The organism is Acidimicrobiales bacterium, assembly GCA_022452145.1.
GTDB lineage: Bacteria > Actinomycetota > Acidimicrobiia > Acidimicrobiales > MedAcidi-G1 > UBA9410.
Map to the genome: position 1 here is coordinate 23,343 of JAKURY010000014.1, position 14,891 is coordinate 38,233.

The 14,891-nt window shown below is 69.8% G+C and carries 19 protein-coding genes; 2 read left to right on the forward strand and 17 right to left on the reverse strand.

Annotated elements, in window-relative coordinates:
- Window positions 1-118: 118 nt before the first annotated feature.
- Window positions 119-316 carry an acyl carrier protein gene (gene acpP / locus MK177_06740; GenBank protein MCH2427014.1) on the forward strand — a complete coding sequence of 66 codons (198 nt, stop codon included), beginning with the start codon at window positions 119-121 and terminating at the stop codon, window positions 314-316.
- Window positions 316-1,488 carry a beta-ketoacyl-ACP synthase II gene (locus MK177_06745; GenBank protein MCH2427015.1) on the forward strand — a complete coding sequence of 391 codons (1,173 nt, stop codon included), beginning with the start codon at window positions 316-318 and terminating at the stop codon, window positions 1,486-1,488. Before acpP ends, MK177_06745 begins: the two co-directional genes overlap by 1 nt.
- A 40-nt stretch (window positions 1,489-1,528) precedes the next feature.
- Here MK177_06745 and fabZ read toward each other — a convergent pair whose 3' ends face one another.
- The 17 genes from fabZ to hisD form a co-directional block, all read right to left on the reverse strand.
- Window positions 1,529-1,960, reverse strand: a complete 432-nt coding sequence (gene fabZ, locus MK177_06750; protein MCH2427016.1) for a 3-hydroxyacyl-ACP dehydratase FabZ — start codon at window positions 1,958-1,960, stop codon at window positions 1,529-1,531.
- Between the two features lie 138 nt (window positions 1,961-2,098).
- Window positions 2,099-2,452, reverse strand: a complete 354-nt coding sequence (locus tag MK177_06755; protein ID MCH2427017.1) for an HU family DNA-binding protein — start codon at window positions 2,450-2,452, stop codon at window positions 2,099-2,101.
- Between the two features lie 195 nt (window positions 2,453-2,647).
- The gene (locus MK177_06760; GenBank protein MCH2427018.1) at window positions 2,648-2,968 is read right to left on the reverse strand and encodes a globin; all 321 of its coding nucleotides are present in this window, start codon (window positions 2,966-2,968) and stop codon (window positions 2,648-2,650) included.
- Between the two features lie 98 nt (window positions 2,969-3,066).
- A complete protein-coding gene (gene trpA / locus MK177_06765) occupies window positions 3,067-3,861 on the reverse strand; it encodes a tryptophan synthase subunit alpha (GenBank protein ID MCH2427019.1) in 795 nt (264 codons plus the stop codon).
- Window positions 3,858-5,012 (reverse strand): tryptophan synthase subunit beta, encoded by a 1,155-nt coding sequence (trpB, locus tag MK177_06770; protein ID MCH2427020.1) that lies wholly within the window; start codon window positions 5,010-5,012, stop codon window positions 3,858-3,860. Before trpB ends, trpA begins: the two co-directional genes overlap by 4 nt.
- 34 nt (window positions 5,013-5,046) lie before the next feature.
- On the reverse strand, window positions 5,047-5,712 hold the full coding sequence (locus tag MK177_06775) for a phosphoribosylanthranilate isomerase (GenBank protein MCH2427021.1): 666 nt from the start codon (window positions 5,710-5,712) through the stop codon (window positions 5,047-5,049).
- A 10-nt stretch (window positions 5,713-5,722) separates the two neighbouring features.
- A complete protein-coding gene (locus MK177_06780; protein ID MCH2427022.1) occupies window positions 5,723-6,517 on the reverse strand; it encodes an indole-3-glycerol phosphate synthase TrpC in 795 nt (264 codons plus the stop codon).
- 60 nt (window positions 6,518-6,577) lie between these two features.
- Window positions 6,578-7,402: a hypothetical protein gene (locus MK177_06785; protein ID MCH2427023.1), complete on the reverse strand. Its 825-nt coding sequence runs from the start codon at window positions 7,400-7,402 to the stop codon at window positions 6,578-6,580.
- Window positions 7,395-8,930, reverse strand: a complete 1,536-nt coding sequence (gene trpE / locus MK177_06790) for an anthranilate synthase component I (GenBank protein ID MCH2427024.1) — start codon at window positions 8,928-8,930, stop codon at window positions 7,395-7,397. The genes MK177_06785 and trpE overlap by 8 nt, the downstream gene beginning before the upstream one ends.
- A gap of 4 nt (window positions 8,931-8,934) precedes the next feature.
- Window positions 8,935-9,315, reverse strand: a complete 381-nt coding sequence (gene hisI / locus MK177_06795) for a phosphoribosyl-AMP cyclohydrolase (GenBank protein MCH2427025.1) — start codon at window positions 9,313-9,315, stop codon at window positions 8,935-8,937.
- Window positions 9,316-9,379: 64 nt separating this feature from the next.
- A complete protein-coding gene (locus MK177_06800) occupies window positions 9,380-9,757 on the reverse strand; it encodes a co-chaperone GroES (protein ID MCH2427026.1) in 378 nt (125 codons plus the stop codon).
- Window positions 9,758-9,777: 20 nt separating this feature from the next.
- A complete protein-coding gene (gene hisF / locus MK177_06805; GenBank protein ID MCH2427027.1) occupies window positions 9,778-10,551 on the reverse strand; it encodes an imidazole glycerol phosphate synthase subunit HisF in 774 nt (257 codons plus the stop codon).
- Window positions 10,551-11,291: a 1-(5-phosphoribosyl)-5-[(5-phosphoribosylamino)methylideneamino]imidazole-4-carboxamide isomerase gene (gene hisA / locus MK177_06810; protein MCH2427028.1), complete on the reverse strand. Its 741-nt coding sequence runs from the start codon at window positions 11,289-11,291 to the stop codon at window positions 10,551-10,553. The genes hisF and hisA overlap by 1 nt, the downstream gene beginning before the upstream one ends.
- Entirely contained in the window at window positions 11,288-11,923 is a 636-nt protein-coding gene (gene hisH, locus MK177_06815; protein ID MCH2427029.1) for an imidazole glycerol phosphate synthase subunit HisH, read from the reverse strand. Before hisH ends, hisA begins: the two co-directional genes overlap by 4 nt.
- Entirely contained in the window at window positions 11,920-12,510 is a 591-nt protein-coding gene (hisB, locus tag MK177_06820) for an imidazoleglycerol-phosphate dehydratase HisB (protein MCH2427030.1), read from the reverse strand. Before hisB ends, hisH begins: the two co-directional genes overlap by 4 nt.
- Window positions 12,507-13,580, reverse strand: coding sequence for a histidinol-phosphate transaminase (gene hisC / locus MK177_06825; protein ID MCH2427031.1), 1,074 nt, complete (start codon window positions 13,578-13,580; stop codon window positions 12,507-12,509). The genes hisB and hisC overlap by 4 nt, the downstream gene beginning before the upstream one ends.
- On the reverse strand, window positions 13,573-14,877 hold the full coding sequence (gene hisD, locus MK177_06830) for a histidinol dehydrogenase (protein MCH2427032.1): 1,305 nt from the start codon (window positions 14,875-14,877) through the stop codon (window positions 13,573-13,575). Before hisD ends, hisC begins: the two co-directional genes overlap by 8 nt.
- Between the last annotated feature and the right edge of the window lie 14 nt (window positions 14,878-14,891).

Sequence of the window (14,891 nt, forward strand, 5' to 3'; positions counted from 1 at the left end):
GGGGGAATGGATTCCCCGCTTGGCCCGACCGCCGTAGGGTGATGCAGTTCAGATCACCGATGAGAAACGGAGCCTGACGGTGAGTAACGAGAATTTCGAAAGATTCACGAAGTGTGCGGTGGAGGTCCTCTCAGTCGATGCCGGGCAGGTAACCAGGGAGGCTTCCTTCGCCGACGACCTCAACGCCGACAGCCTCGACCTGGTAGAGCTGATCATGGCCCTCGAGGAGGAGTTTGGCGTGACGGTCGAGGAGGAGGAGCTCGAGGGCATCACCACGATCGGTGGCGCCTACGACCTCATCGCCTGCAAGCTCTGATGCCCCGTCGTCGGGTCGCCGTCACGGGACTGGGCGTCGTCGCCTCGTGTGGCATAGGCACCGACGCGTTCTGGGACGGCCTCTGCGGAGACGCACCGGTGGGTGACAGGCGGGTCCACGACTTCGATCCGACCCCCCACTTCAAGAACCCGAAGGAGGTCCGACGGAGCGACCGGTGCACCCAGTTCGCCATCGCGGCCGCCGACATGGCCCTCGAGCAGGCCGGCCCCCTGACCGCCGATCCGTTCCGTAGCGGCGTGTTCATCGGTACCGGCATCGGCGGGATTGCCACCCTCGAGGATCAGATCCTGATCATGCATGAGAAAGGCCCCCGTCGGGTGTCGCCCTTCATGGTGCCCATGATGATGCCGAATGCCGCTCCGGCGGCTGTCTCCATGCGCCACGGCTTCCAGGGTCCGGCTGAGAACACCTGCACTGCGTGTGCCGCCGGCACCCATGCCGTGGCCAACGCCGCCCGCCTCATCGCCCACGGGCGCTGCGACGTTGTGCTTGCTGGCGGCAGCGAAGCGGCCTTCGTAGAGACGGCGATAGCTGGCTTCACCAACATGACCGCCTTCTCCTCGCTCGGGATCTCACGGCCGTTCGACGCCGAGCGCGACGGCTTCGTCATGGGCGAGGGCGCCGGCATCCTGGTCCTCGAGGACTGGGAGATGGCCAGGGCCAGAGGGGCAACCATCCTCGCCGAGATACTCGGAGGGGCCAGCACGGCCGACGCCCACCACATCACCGCTCCGTCTCCCGGCGGCGTCGGAGCCATCACCTGCATGCGCCTCGCCCTCGAGGAGGCCGAGGTGGAGCCTGACCAGATCCGCCACGTGAACGCCCACGGCACCTCGACCCCGTTGAACGACATGGCCGAGGCCGTGGCCATGGCCGAGATCTTCGGCCCCGACGGGCCCCGGGTCACGTCCACCAAGGGGATCACGGGCCATGCCCTCGGCGCAGCCGGCGCCATCGAGGCCGTCGCCGTCGTGCTCTCCATGCAGAAGGGGCTCATCCCCCCGACAGCCGGCTACGCCACGGTGGATCCGGACATGCCGCCGATCGACCTGGTCACCGGATCGGCGGCCCCGTGGGAGCCGGGCATCTCGATGTCTAACTCGTTCGGGTTCGGCGGCCACAACGGCAGCCTGGTGATCGCTCCGAACTGATCGCCCCCTCCGTCGGCCCGGGGCCCACGGACCGTATCGATCAGGCGTCCTGTACGAAGACGAAGAGGAGATCACATCGGCAGGCCTCCTCGCCGTCAACCGACGCCCGACCACTCCCCCTGCCGGCCCTGGCCGACACCCGGCCCAACTCGACCTCGAGGTCCAGCCTCTCCCCGGGTAGGACCTGGCGGCGGAACCTGACACCGTCCAGACCCCCAAACAGCGCCAGGCGACCCGCGAAGTCGGGCCGGCTGAGCAGCGCATAGGCCCCCAGCTGTGCGATCGACTCGCACATCAGGACTCCCGGGAGCGTTGGGCGACCCGGGAAGTGTCCTGCGAAGAACGGTTCGGCTCCCGTCAACTGCCAGTAGCCCACGGCCCGTTCGCCCACCGTGACCTTGGTGACCTCGGTCAGCAGCAGGAAGGGGGCCCGGTGGGGTATCACCGCCTCAGGTGGCGGCAGGTCGGTCATCGGCTCGTCATACACCGGCGCCTCCCCGCTGGTCTGGCGAATCCGAGGAACGTACGAGGGCGCAGCAGGATCGCCCCGGCCTCACTGCCCACGGTGGTGTTCGCCTGCCGGTCGTCGCGGCCGGGCAGGTGCCGAGTGTTACCAGGCTCGGGGAGCGGAGTACTCCTCCGGTGCAGGTGTCTCTTCTTCTGCGGCTGCCTCGCCGGGCGCCCCGCTGCTCTTGGCGGCCGCCTTCAGCTTCGAGCCGACCGAGACCTTGCAGGCCCTGGTGGCGGCAACCTGGATCTCCTCACCCGTCTGCGGGTTGCGGCCCTTGCGGGCGGCCCTGATGACCTGCTCGAACGAGATCCAGCCGGGCACCGACACCTTGGCGTCACCAGATGCCACCTCCGCGGCCACCACCTCGAAGAATGCGTCCAGACAGGCGCCGGCGTCCTTGTTGGACACGCCAGCCCGACCGGCCATAGCTCCGATCAAATCGCTCTTGTTCATCGACCATCTCCTTTTTTTGGTCCCCGGATGGGCCTGCCCACCTGGTGGTCGAATGACATCCGACTACCTGAAGCGGCCCATGTCAAGCATTTCCGCCCAGCGTTCCGCTTGATTGCACGGATCTGCCCTACATCGAGGTGCTATGACAGAATCACAAGGGTTGACGAAGAGGACGTCGGGAGCCCCGTTTCGGGTTCAGTCGGGATCGTTCACCACGTGGCTGGCCGCACCCTCGAAGTACTCCATCACCGTCGTGGCCGCAGCCTCCAGGAGGTCCCCGGCGGCCACAGCGGTGGCCATGTGCCGGATCCAGGCGTCGCGCTCCTGTGTCCTGATCCGAAACGGTGCGTGGCGCATGCGGAGGCGGGGATGCCCACGCTCCGCGCTGTAGTCGGGCGGCCCGCCCCAGTACTGCTGGAGGAATCCGGCCAGATGGCGACGGGACTCCTCCAGGTCCTCCGGATAGAGGGGCCTCAGCAACTCGTCGGTGGCGACGCCGTCGTAGAAGCGATCCACGAGTGCGACGAACCAGTCCGGGCCGACGAGGTCGTAGAGGCTGTCGGCGGATCGACCATCCTCGGCCGTCCAGGGAGTTCGACGGCCCAGCGGGACCCTCACGAGGCGTCGAGGGCGGCGCGGAACCCGGCGACCAGCTCGCCAACGCCTTCCGGACCCGCGCCGTCGACCATGCGTTGCACGACCGCCGAGCCGACCACCACGCCGTCGCCGTGTCGCGACGCCTCGACCGCCTGGGCGGGTGTGCCCACCCCGACGCCGACGAGCACCGGAACGTCGGTCACGGCCTTCAGGCGGGTGGCGATCTCGACCGCGCTGGCCGCCAGCTCGGCCCTGACCCCTGTCACGCCCAGGAGCCCTACGCCGTAGACGAAGCCCCTGGAACGTCCACAGATCCGGGGAAGGCGGTCGTCGGGGGCGGTGGGTGCGGCGAGCAGGATCGACTCCACGCCGACGTCGGCGGCGACCTCCAGCCAGGGCTCGGCCTCCTCCAGGGGAAGGTCGGGCAGGATGCAGCCTGAGACACCGGCCTCCAGCAGCGAGTCGGCGAACCTCTCCAGGCCCATCCGATGGGCGATGTTGTAGTACGTCATCACGGCCAGCGGGACGCCCACGTCGGCGCCCCGGAGGGCATCGAGGATGCTGACCGGAGTGGCGCCGCCTGCCAGTGCCAGGTCGTTGGCGGCCTGGATGGTGGGCCCGTCCATGACCGGATCGGAGAACGGGATGCCGACCTCGATGGCGTCGGCGCCCGCTGCGGCAGCGGCCCGGGCGGTCTCGACCCAGTCGTCGCCAAGGCCACCGGTCAGGTAGGGCACCAGGCACTTGCCCCCAGCGTCCCGCCGAGCCCGAAGCGCCGTCTCCACCGGTCCGGTGACCCGATCGCCGCTCACGCCAGGATCTCCATCATCTGGGCGACGTCCTTGTCGCCACGACCCGAGAGGTTCAGGACCACGGACCTGCCGGCCAACGACGCCCGCTCTCTGGACACCCAGGCCAAAGCGTGGGCCGGCTCGAGAGCCGGAATGATCCCCTCGGCCCGACTCAGGAGCTGGAAGGCCTCCACCACCTCCGCATCGGTGACCGACTCGTAGCGCGCCCGCCCGACGGCCGCCAGGTGGCTGTGTTCCGGCCCGACGCCCGGATAGTCCAGCCCGGCGCTGATCGACTCGGCCTCCAGGACCTGGCCGAACTCGTCCTGCATCAGGTACGACTCCATGCCGTGGACGACCCCGGGCACGCCCCGACCGATCGCCGCCCCGCCTGCCGGCTCCACGCCCACCAGCTCGGTCGCCGCGTCGGCGAAGCCGGAGAAGATGCCTATGGCGTTCGATCCACCACCCACGCAGGCCACCACCACGTCCGGTGGGCCCCCCAGCAGTGTCTCGCTCTGCTCCCGGGCCTCACGACCAAGCACCTCCTGGAAGGTTCGCACCATCCATGGATAGGGGTGGGGTCCCATCACCGAACCGAGGCAGTAGTGCGACTCCTCCACCGTGGCGACCCAGTCGCGCATGGCCTCGTTCACCGCGTCCTTCAGAGTCCGGCTGCCGGACATGGCCGTCCGGACCTCGGCCCCCAGCAACCGCATGCGAAATACGTTCAACTCCTGGCGCTGCACGTCCACCTCGCCCATGTAGACGCAGCACTCCATGCCCAGCAGAGCGGCCGCCGTCGCCGCGGCCACGCCGTGCTGTCCGGCACCGGTCTCGGCCAGGAGCCGGGTCTTGCCCATCCTCCTGGCCAGGAGCGCCTGTCCGAGCACGTTGTTGATCTTGTGGGAACCCGTGTGGTTCAGGTCCTCGCGCTTCAGGAGCAACCGGCAGCCCAATTGTTCGGAGAGATTGTGGCATTCGGTCATCGGGGACGGCCGGCCGGCGTAGTCGGCCAGCAACCCGTCCAGGTCGGCCCGGTAGGACGGGTCGGCCCAGGCCTCCAGGAAGGCCTCCTCGAGTTCCAGCACCGCGGGGATCAGCGTCTCCGGGACGAAGCGACCACCGAAGTCGCCGAACCTGCCGTCGGGCGTCGGATCGGTCAGGCTCATGGTCGGGGGCCCCCGCTTTGGCTCGTAGTCCTCCTCACCGCCACTCCTCCTCCTGCCAGTCGAAGGGTTGACGCTCCACATCGCCCTCGTAGCGGACGGGTTGTGCCGCCCTCGCGGTGGTAATGAACGCCCGGAGCAACCGAGGGTCCTTGCGACCCGGGCCTGACTCGACCCCGGACGAGACGTCGACACCGTAGGGGTCCACCTGCTCGATCGCCGAACCGACGTTGTCGGGGGTGAGGCCGCCGGCCAGCAGGGTCCGACGGTTCGCCGGCGCCCCTTCCGCCAGGGCCCAGTCGAAGACCTCGCCGGAGCCGGGAGCCGCCGAGTCCAGGAGGAGGAGGTCGGCGTCGTACTCGTCGAACCGTTGCAGGTCGGGTGAGCCCGCCGGCAGGGCGCGGATCGTCAACGGAACCCTCTCGGCCACCCAGCGACAGGTGGCCGGAGATTCCCGGCCGTGCAACTGGGCCGCCTTCAGGCCGATCCGGTTCACGATCTCGACGACCCGGGTCTTCCCGGTGTTCCGGAACACCCCCACGGTCAGGACGTCGTGGGGCAGTTGGCCGACGATGTCGCGCACCACCGTCTCGGACACCTGCCGGCGGGACGGGGCGAATACGAAGCCCAGCGCATCGGCACCCAGGGCGGTTGCCAGCAGGGCGTCCTCGGCGCACGTGATACCGCAGATCTTCACGAACACGGCAGTGACGCTACTCCCCTGCTCCGACGCCCCGGAGGGCCCGGATGGCCCCGGCCCTGTCTCCTGCGGTCACGACCGACTCTCCCACCAGGAGGGCGTGGTAACCGGCTTCGAGGAGGGTCGCTGCGTCCTGTGGGCCGCGTATCCCCGACTCGGCGACGCTGGTGACGGCATCCGGAATGAGGGGGGCCATGCGGACAGCCCGCGCCATGTCCACCTCGAAGGTGGCCAGGTCCCGCTGGTTCACGCCGACGAGCCGGGCTCCGACCGCCAGCGCCCGCTCCAACTCGGGCTCGTCGTGGACCTCGACCAGGGCGTCCAACCCGAGCTCGAGCGCCAGGGCGTGGTGGTCCACCAGCTCGGCGTCGTCCAGGGCCGATGCTATGAGGAGGACGGCGTCGGCACCCATGATGCGGGCATCGCAGACGTCACGGGCGTCGATGGTGAAGTCCTTGCGGAGCACCGGGACCGTGACGGCCTCCCGTGCCCTCGTCAGGTCCTCCACCGAGCCTCCGAAGTGGCCCGCTTCGGTCAGGACCGAGATGCATGTCGCACCCCCGAGGACGTACTGGGAGGCCGTCTCCGCCGGGTCCAGGTCGGCGACCAGGTCACCCCTGGAGGGGGACCGGCGCTTGACCTCGGCGATGATCGCCGGCTCGGTGCCGGCACCGCCCCGCAGCGCTGCTCCGAATCCGCGGACGGCAGGTCGGGAACGGGCCAGATCCATGAGGCCATCGAGGCTCCGGGTGTCGACGGCAGCCGCAGACCTGTGGTCGGAGAGAATTCGGTCCAGGTAGGTGGCCACCGTCCGAGGCTACTGATGGCCCCGGACCACTGGGGCCGGGTTTCAACGGACTACGGCTCCTCAGAGGAGTGAGACCGGGGTCGTGCCCGCCTCGGCGTCGGCCGGGGTGACCACAGCCCGACGGACCGACGCGAGGGCCACGAAGCCGTCCCGGACCGCCGCCACGCTGGTTAGGTGTCCGGCCGGACCGCCGTCGACGGTGATGTCGGTGCCGACGGCCGGGGCAGTGCCGCTCCCCGATGCCCGGACGATCCGGGTCGGCGTCCCGGCCGACCGGCTGTCCACCCGGGCCACCAGCTCCTGGCCGGTGTAGCAGCCCTTGGTGAAGCTGGCCGACCGGTCGACCATACCGGTGGCTCCCGGAATGGTGCTGGAATCGATCTCGGCTCCCATGGCGGGGATCCCGGCTGCGATCCGTCGGGCCTCCCAGCACTGCAGTGACCCCTCGGAAACACCGTCGGGCAGCACCACCGAGGGCCCGAGGAGGTCCACGGCCTCCAGGCCGGGCCATGCCACCGACAGGGCCAAGCCTCCGGCCGGAGCCGGGAACGTGGAGGGTTCCCCGTCGATCACGGTCACGAGGTCCCAGTCGACCGACTCGATCATGCAGTCGGTCCGGAGCAGGAACCGCTGCAACCGATCGACCACCACCCGGCCGTACCCGGCGTCGGCGTCCAGCACGTAGTGGTCGTCGGCGAGCCGTGAGACCCTCAGCCAGACATCCACCTTTCCGGCCGGCTGGAGCAGGAACGTCTCAGCCGCTCCACCCACCCCAAGGGCCTCGACGTCCTGGCTGAGCTGGCCCTGCAGGTAGGTCCGGGCCTCTGGGCCCACCACCGCCACCACGTCGCGTGGCCGCCTGACGGCCAGTCGTGTGTCAGCCACGGGTCTCCTCATCTGGTACCGAGGTGGCACGCCGGGCCGCAGTCATGCGACGGGCCGCCGGAATGGCCGACAGCAGCGCTCTGGCCTTGTTCTGGCATTCCAGGTGTTCCAGCTCGGGGACGCTGTCGGCCACGATGCCCGCGCCCGCCTGCACCGAGGCCACGCCATCGGCCACAAGCATCGTGCGGATGGCGATCGCCGTGTCGATGTTGCCCGAGAAGTCGAAGTAGCCGACCACGCCCGCGTACGGCCCCCGCTTGACCGGCTCCAGGGCGTCGATGATCTCCATGGCCCGGACCTTTGGGGCGCCGGACACCGTGCCGGCCGGCAGGGTGGCGCGCAGCACATCGATCGGGGTGCACCCGTCGGCAAGGTCGCCGGCCACCTGGCTGGTCAGGTGCATGACGTGGCTGTAGCGCTCCAACGTCATCATCTCCTCCACCTCCTCGGTGCCGAACCGCACGACCCGTCCCACGTCGTTGCGGGCAAGGTCCAGCAGCATCACGTGCTCGGCGACCTCCTTGGGATCCTCGGCCAACTCGGCAGCCATCCGGCGGTCGTCGGCGTCGGTCCGGCCCCTGCGGCGGGTCCCGGCGATCGGCCGGGAGACCACCCGCCCGTCCAGGAGGCGGACCATCGGCTCCGGCGATGCGCCGACCACCGACAGGTTGTCGTAGCGAAGGAAGTACATGTAGGGGCTGGGATTGAGTTGGCGGAGCACGCGGTAGACGTCGAACGGCTCGGCGTCGAGGTCCACGTCGAACCGTTGGGAGAGGACCACCTGGAACACGTCTCCGGCGAAGATGTGCTCCCGCGCCGCCTCGACTGCGGCCCCGTAGAGCACGGGACCCATGCTGGACGTCACCTCCGGCGGCTCGTCATCGGGATCGGGTGGCTCCATGAGGGGTTCGTCGAGGGGACGGGCCCCGTCGCTGGCCAGAACCTCCAGGCTGGAGACCGCTTCGTCATAGGCGGCGTCCAGCGTCGCATCGTCTGCATCGTCGGGCACGACCACGTTCACGATGAGCACGGCCCGCTGGCGCCAGTGATCGATCGCCACCAGCTCGCCTATGACCGACATCACCCCGTCCGGGAAGCCCTTGTCGTCGGGAGGTACGTCCGGAAGGTGCTCGACCTCCCTCACCACGTCGTATCCCAGGTAGCCCATCAGCCCGCCGTGCAGGGGCGGCATGCCCTCGATGGTCGGTGATTCGAAGTGGGCCAACAGGTCCTCGAGGGCGGCCAGCAGACCGTCGCCGGTCCGGATGCCCTCCGGCAGGTCACCTTCGACAACCAGCTCGCCCCCGATCGAGGTGAGGGTTGCCGAGGGTCGCCGGCCGATGAACGACCAACGACCCCAGGTCTCGCCCCTTTCCACGCTCTCGAGCAGGAAGCCCTCACCATCGCCGACGCAGCGGGCGAAGAGCGAGACCGGGGTGGTCAGGTCGGCCAGGAGTTCCCTCCACACGGGAACCACGGAGTGGCTGCGGGCCAGCCTCCGGAACTCCCCGCGATCGGGCGAGACCACGTGATCAGTCGGCGTCGGGGCCGAATGCCCGGAAGAAGCAGCTGTACTCGCCCGTGTGGCACGCTCCCCGACCCTCCTGCTCGACCACGAACAGGAGGGTGTCGCCGTCACAGTCGTAGTAGGCCTCGCGGACGTACTGCCGGTCGCCCGACGTCTCGCCCTTGCACCAGTACTCCTGACGGCTTCGACTCCAGAACCACGTCCGGCCGGTCGCCATCGTCTCGCGAAGCGAGTCGGCGTTCATCCAGGCCATCATCAGGATCCGCCCCGTGTGCTCCTCCTGGACGATTGCCGGCACGAGCCCGGCCTCGTTGAAGGTGACCCGACCGAGTTGCTCGGTGGTGACGGAAATCGGGGTGGAGATGGGCGTAGCGACGTCGGACATGACGTCAGCCTACGGTCGCCCACCCATCGGCCGATGGGGGTTTCGGCGCCGGAGCGACTCCAGGTCACAGGTAGAGCCCGGTGCTGCCCTCCTCCAGGCGATGGGCGGCTACAGCGTGGACGTCCCGCTCCCGGAGGATGATGTAGTCGTGGCCCCGGACCTCGACCTCGTAGCGGTCCTCAGGGTTGAACAGAACCTGGTCGCCGACCTCCATGGAGCGCACGTTGGGACCCGCCGCCACCACCTGAGCCCATGACAGGCGCTTGCCGACCTGCGCGGTGGCCGGGATGAGGATGCCCCCGGTGGAGCGTCGCTCACCCTCGTCGGTGTCGGTCCGGACGAGGATCCGGTCGTTGAGCATCTTGATCGGGAGGCCCTCGTGGTCAGAGGGCCCCGGCATCACGGCCTCGCCCCCGGCGGCGGTGGTCGTGGTCCTGCTCACCTGTTGAACGGTATCGGCCGTCAGGCGGCGGGGGGACGCACGGCGACACCGGCCCCGGCCAGGTGCCGCTTGGCGTCGGCCACCGTGTGCTCGCCGAAGTGGAATATGGATGCTGCCAGCACCGCGTCGGCCCCACCTTCGGTCGCGCCCTGCACCAGGTGGTCCAGGTCGCCCACGCCTCCGCTGGCGATGAGGGGCACCGTGGCCACCGCCCCGACGGCCTTCAGCATCTCGATGTCGAACCCGTCACGAGTGCCGTCGCGGTCCATCGAGGTGAGGAGGATCTCGCCGGCACCGAGCGCCACCACCTCTGCGACCCAGGCCACGGCGTCGCGACCAGTGGGTGTGCGGCCACCATTGGTGAAGACCTCGAAGCCGCTGGGCACCGCTGTGCTGCGTCTGGCGTCCACGGCCACGACCACGCACTGGATTCCGAACTCGGCGGCGAGTCCGGTTACGAGCTCCGGCCCGTCGACCGCCGCCGTGTTCACGGACACTTTGTCGGCGCCCGCGCGCAGAATTCCCCGGGCATCCTCCACCGAGCGGATGCCGCCTCCCACGGTGAATGGTATGAACACCTCTTCGGCGGTCCGGCGGACCATGTCGATCGTTGTGTCCCTGGAGTCGACCGAGGCCCTGATGTCGAGGAACACCAGCTCGTCGGCGCCCTCACGGTCGTAGCGGGCAGCCAACTCCACCGGGTCACCTGCATCCCGCAGGCCCACGAAGTTGACCCCCTTGACGACACGACCCCCGTCCACGTCGAGGCAGGGCACGACCCTGACGGTCTGCATCAGCGGCCGCCCAGCGTCCGGACGGCTGTCGCCAGGTCCACCGTCCCCTCGTAAATGGCCCGTCCGATGATGATTCCCGCAAGGCGCCGACCATCCACCTCCAGGTCTGCCAGGTTCTCCAGGTCGGACGGGCTGCCCACTCCGCCCGAGGCCACGACGTCTATCCCGGTCGCCGCCAGGGCCCCGCCCAGCCCGTCGAGGTCGGGACCCCCGAGGGTGCCGTCCCGCTCGATCCGGGTGATCACGAAGGCATCGGTGCCGAGCGTGGAGAACCGATCCAGGGCGTCGTACAGGCCGAGGCCGCTGGCGACAGTCCAGCCGCGCACCGCCACCTCGTCGCCGCGTACGTCGAGGCCCACGGCTACGCGGCCGATGGCGGCCACCGAGGTCACCAGGTCGGGTGACTCGATCGCAGCGGTGCCCATCACCACGCGGGTGACGCCGGCGTCGAAGAGCGCCCGGGCGTCGTCGACCGTACGGACACCGCCCCCGGCCTGGACCCCGATGTCCAGGGCCTCGGCGACCGCTGAGACCACCGGGCGGTTCACCGGCTCGCCGGTACGGGCGGCATCCAGGTCGACGATGTGTACCCACGCGGCACCGGCCTCCTGGAAAGCCCGGGCCTGGGCCACCGGGTCGTCGCCGTAGACGGTCTCCCGGTCGTAGTCCCCCTGCATGAGCCTGACGCAGCGTCCGTCCCGGAGGTCGATCGCCGGAAACAGTGCCGGGGCGGCGCTCATGCGGGCACCGTGGCCAGGGCCTCCACGAAGTTGGTCAGGATCCGGAGTCCGGTGTCGCCCGACTTCTCGGGGTGAAACTGACACGCCCAGAGGTTGCCCCTGGCTACGGCGGCGCAGACCTCGGTGCCATACCGGCAGGTGGCCACCGTGTCGGGTCCGACCGCTGCGGCGTAGCTGTGGACGAAGTAGGTCCATGGCTCCTCGCCCAGGCCATCGAACATGGGGTGGTCCCGCCGGCACTCGAGTCGGTTCCACTGCATCTGGGGCCGCTTCACGTCACCCGCCAGCAGGTCGACCCGTCCGTCCATCACGCCCAGGCCCAGCATTTCGGGACATTCGCCGCTCCCCTCGTAGAGGAGTTGCAGGCCGACGCAGATTCCCAGGAACGGCCGACCGCCACCCATCGCCTCGAGGGCTGCGTCGGTGGCCACACCGGTCAGGCCGGAGGAGCCCAGCGCCTCCACGCACCGGCCGAAGGCGCCGACTCCTGGCAACACGACCCCGTCGGCACGTGCCACCAGGTCCGGGTCATCGGTCAGCCGGGCATCGGCGCCGACGCGCTGGAGGGCCTTCTGGGCGGAGCGCAGGTTCCCGATGCCGTAGTCGAGGACGGCGACCAGGGGTCTCGTCACAGGCTTCCCTTGGTGGAGGGCACGCCTCCGCCGTCGACTCGCACCGCGTCCCGCAGCGCCCTGGCGACGCCCTTGAAGGATGCCTCGACGATGTGGTGGGTGTTCTTCCCGCGGACCAGGGTCAGGTGCAGGGTGATCCGGGCGGCGACGGTGAAGGCCCGCCAGAACTCCTCCATCAACTGGGGATCGAACGGCGGGTCGCCGAGGATCTTCTCGCCCGGGAAGTCCACCTCGTGGTGCAGGTAGGGACGACCGGAAAGGTCCAGAGCCACGTCCACCAGGGCCTCGTCGAGCGGCACCCGGATGGAGGCGAAACGCCGCACGCCGGCCTTGTCGCCCAGCGCCTCTGCGAAGGCCTCGCCGATGGCGATGCCCACGTCCTCGACGGTGTGGTGCGCGTCGATCTCGAGGTCGCCGTCACACCGGACCTCCAGGCTGAAGCCGCTGTGGCGCCCCAACTGGTGGAGCATGTGGTCGAAGAATGGGATGCCGGTGGCCGCAGACACCGCTCCCCCGTCCAGGTCGATCGAGACGACGATCGCCGTCTCCGTGGTCGTCCGTTCCCTGCTGGCGGATCGGGTCGTCATGTCAGCGCCTCCCGGAGGGCATCGAGGAATCGGTCGTTCTCGTCGTGGCTTCCTATCGTGACGCGCAGGCACCCCTCTACGCCCGTCATCGTCGTGAAGTCCCGGACCAGCACCGACCGGTCGACGAGGCCCTGCCAGACATCGGCGCCGGACCGGTCCTCGGGACGGAAGAGAATGAAGTTGGCCGCCGACGGCCACGTGGTCACCGGAAGCGAGGCCAGGGTCGCGGCCACCCGTTCCCTCTCCTCGACCAGGCGTGCCACCCGGGTGTCCATGGCTCCGGAGTGTGCCAGGGCCAGTACCCCGGTCTCCTGCTTGAGGGCATCGAGGTGGTACGGCAGTGCCACCTTCTGCAACTCGGCCACGCACCATGAGGGGGCGACCAGGTAGCCCAGTCGGGCTCCGGCCATGGCCCATGTCTTGGAGAAGGTCCGGCTCACGACCAGGGAGCGGTCCTCGGCAACCAGTCCCACGGCGCTGCCCGGGGCAAACTGCCCGTAGGCCTCGTCTACCACCAGGAGGCCACCGTACGGTCCGGTCACCTGGATCAACTCGGTCACCAGTCCCTCCGGGTCGAGCGTCCCCGTGGGGTTGTTGGGCGAGCAGAGGATGACCACGTCGGGGCGCTCTCCGTCCACGAACTCGCAGGCGTCACCGGAGACGACGGTGAAGTCCGTGTCCCGACAGCCCCGCAGCAGGCGCGTTCCGGTGGTCCGTGCGATCTGTGAGTACATGGCGTAGGTGGGCTCGAATACGGCCACGGAACGCCCGGCGCCGCCGTAGGCCAGCAGCAGGCTCTGGAGTACCTCGTTGGAGCCGTTGGCGGCGAAAACCTGTTCGACGTCCACGCCGTACCGGGCGGCCAGGGCAGAGCGCAGACGCGTCGCGGACCGGTCCGGATAGCGGTTCCAGTCGATGCCGCGGGCTGCCTCGGCCACCGCCTCGACGAAGCCCTGCGGAGGAGGGAACGGCGACTCGTTGGTGTTCAGCCGGACGTCGACGTCGAGCTGGGGCGAGTGGTAGCCGGACTCCGAAGCCAGGTCGGTTCGGGCGACCGGGCGCTCACCCATCGTCGGACCCGTCCGTCCAGGCCGTGCGCAGACGCACCGACTCGGCGTGGGCGTCCAGGCCCTCGGCGCCGGCAAGGGCAACCACGTGCGGGGCCAGCCGCAGCAGCGCTGGGCGGTCGGCGGTGATCAGGTGGATGTCCCTGGTGAAGTCGGAGACGGTGAGTGCTCCGGCGAACCGGGCCGTCCCGGCAGTGGGCAGGACGTGGCTGGGGCCGGCCACGTAGTCGCCGAGCGATGCAGGCGACCACGGTCCACAGAAGACGGCGCCCGCGTTGCGGACCCGCTCGGCCATGTCGCCGGCGTCTGCCACCATGAGCTGGAGGTGCTCGGGGGCGATGGCATCGGCGATTGCCAGCGCCTCCTCGGGACCGTCCACCAGCACGCTCCAGCCGGACGCCGCCAGCGTCGCGGTGATGTCAGAGCGTCGCGGTGCCGCCTCGGCGATCCTGACGACCTCGGCCTCCACGGCCTCGGAGACCGCCTCGTCCCAGGTGACGAGCCATGCCAGGCCATCGGGACCGTGCTCCGCCTGGGCCACGACGTCGATGGCGGCGAATTCCGGCGGAACCGTGGCGTCGGCGACCACCACGACCTCGGACGGGCCGGCGAACGCCGACGGCACGCCGACCTGTCCGGCCACCTCGCGCTTGGCCAGGGCCACGTAGACGTTTCCCGGGCCGGCGATCACGTCCACGGCGGGAATGCTCGCCGTGCCGTAGGCCATGGCCGCCACGGCCTGGGCGCCGCCCACGGCGTAGACGGCGTCCACCCCCGCCACGGCTGCGGCCGCCAGGGTCGCGTCGGCGACCCGGCCGTCCGGGCCCGGGGGCACGCACAGCACGACGACCTCCACCCCAGCCACCCGGGCCGGTACCACGGTCATCAGGACGGTGGACGGGTAGGCGGCCCGACCGCCCGGTGCGTAGCAGCCGGCCCGTTCCACCGGGCGGCTGAGCGACCGCACGCACAGCCCGTCGTCATCGGTTCGGTGCTCCGCACGTAGTTGTCCCTCGTGGTGTCGGCGGATGGCCGCCGCGGCGACCTCCAGCGCACCCAGGACCGCCGGATCTATGCGGGCCGGTGCCGAGGCCACGTCTGCGGGGTCCACGACGACGGTTTCCAGGTCCACCCCGTCGAACCGGGCGGTCAGCTCACGCAGGGCCGTGTCACCCCGCTCACGGACGTCGGCGATGATGCCCCGTACGGCGTTCAGGGGTCCGTCGCCACCGGTCGTCGGTCGGGGCAGGACGGCTCGCAGGTCTCCGAGGGGGCCGCGGAGGTCCAGGCGCCGGAGCATCCCATCACGCTACC

Coding starts and splice junctions, on each gene's coding strand:
- hisI (MCH2427025.1), bottom strand. CDS start 9,315: ATGTCCGACGTCGCTACGCCCATCTCCACCCCGATTTCCGTCACCACC.
- hisB (MCH2427030.1), bottom strand. CDS start 12,510: ATGACGACCCGATCCGCCAGCAGGGAACGGACGACCACGGAGACGGCG.
- fabZ (MCH2427016.1), bottom strand. CDS start 1,960: ATGACCGACCTGCCGCCACCTGAGGCGGTGATACCCCACCGGGCCCCC.
- trpB (MCH2427020.1), bottom strand. CDS start 5,012: ATGAGCCTGACCGATCCGACGCCCGACGGCAGGTTCGGCGACTTCGGT.
- hisA (MCH2427028.1), bottom strand. CDS start 11,291: ATGAGCGCCGCCCCGGCACTGTTTCCGGCGATCGACCTCCGGGACGGA.
- hisF (MCH2427027.1), bottom strand. CDS start 10,551: ATGCAGACCGTCAGGGTCGTGCCCTGCCTCGACGTGGACGGGGGTCGT.
- hisD (MCH2427032.1), bottom strand. CDS start 14,877: ATGCTCCGGCGCCTGGACCTCCGCGGCCCCCTCGGAGACCTGCGAGCC.
- MK177_06755 (MCH2427017.1), bottom strand. CDS start 2,452: ATGAACAAGAGCGATTTGATCGGAGCTATGGCCGGTCGGGCTGGCGTG.
- MK177_06745 (MCH2427015.1), top strand. CDS start 316: ATGCCCCGTCGTCGGGTCGCCGTCACGGGACTGGGCGTCGTCGCCTCG.
- hisC (MCH2427031.1), bottom strand. CDS start 13,580: ATGGGTGAGCGCCCGGTCGCCCGAACCGACCTGGCTTCGGAGTCCGGC.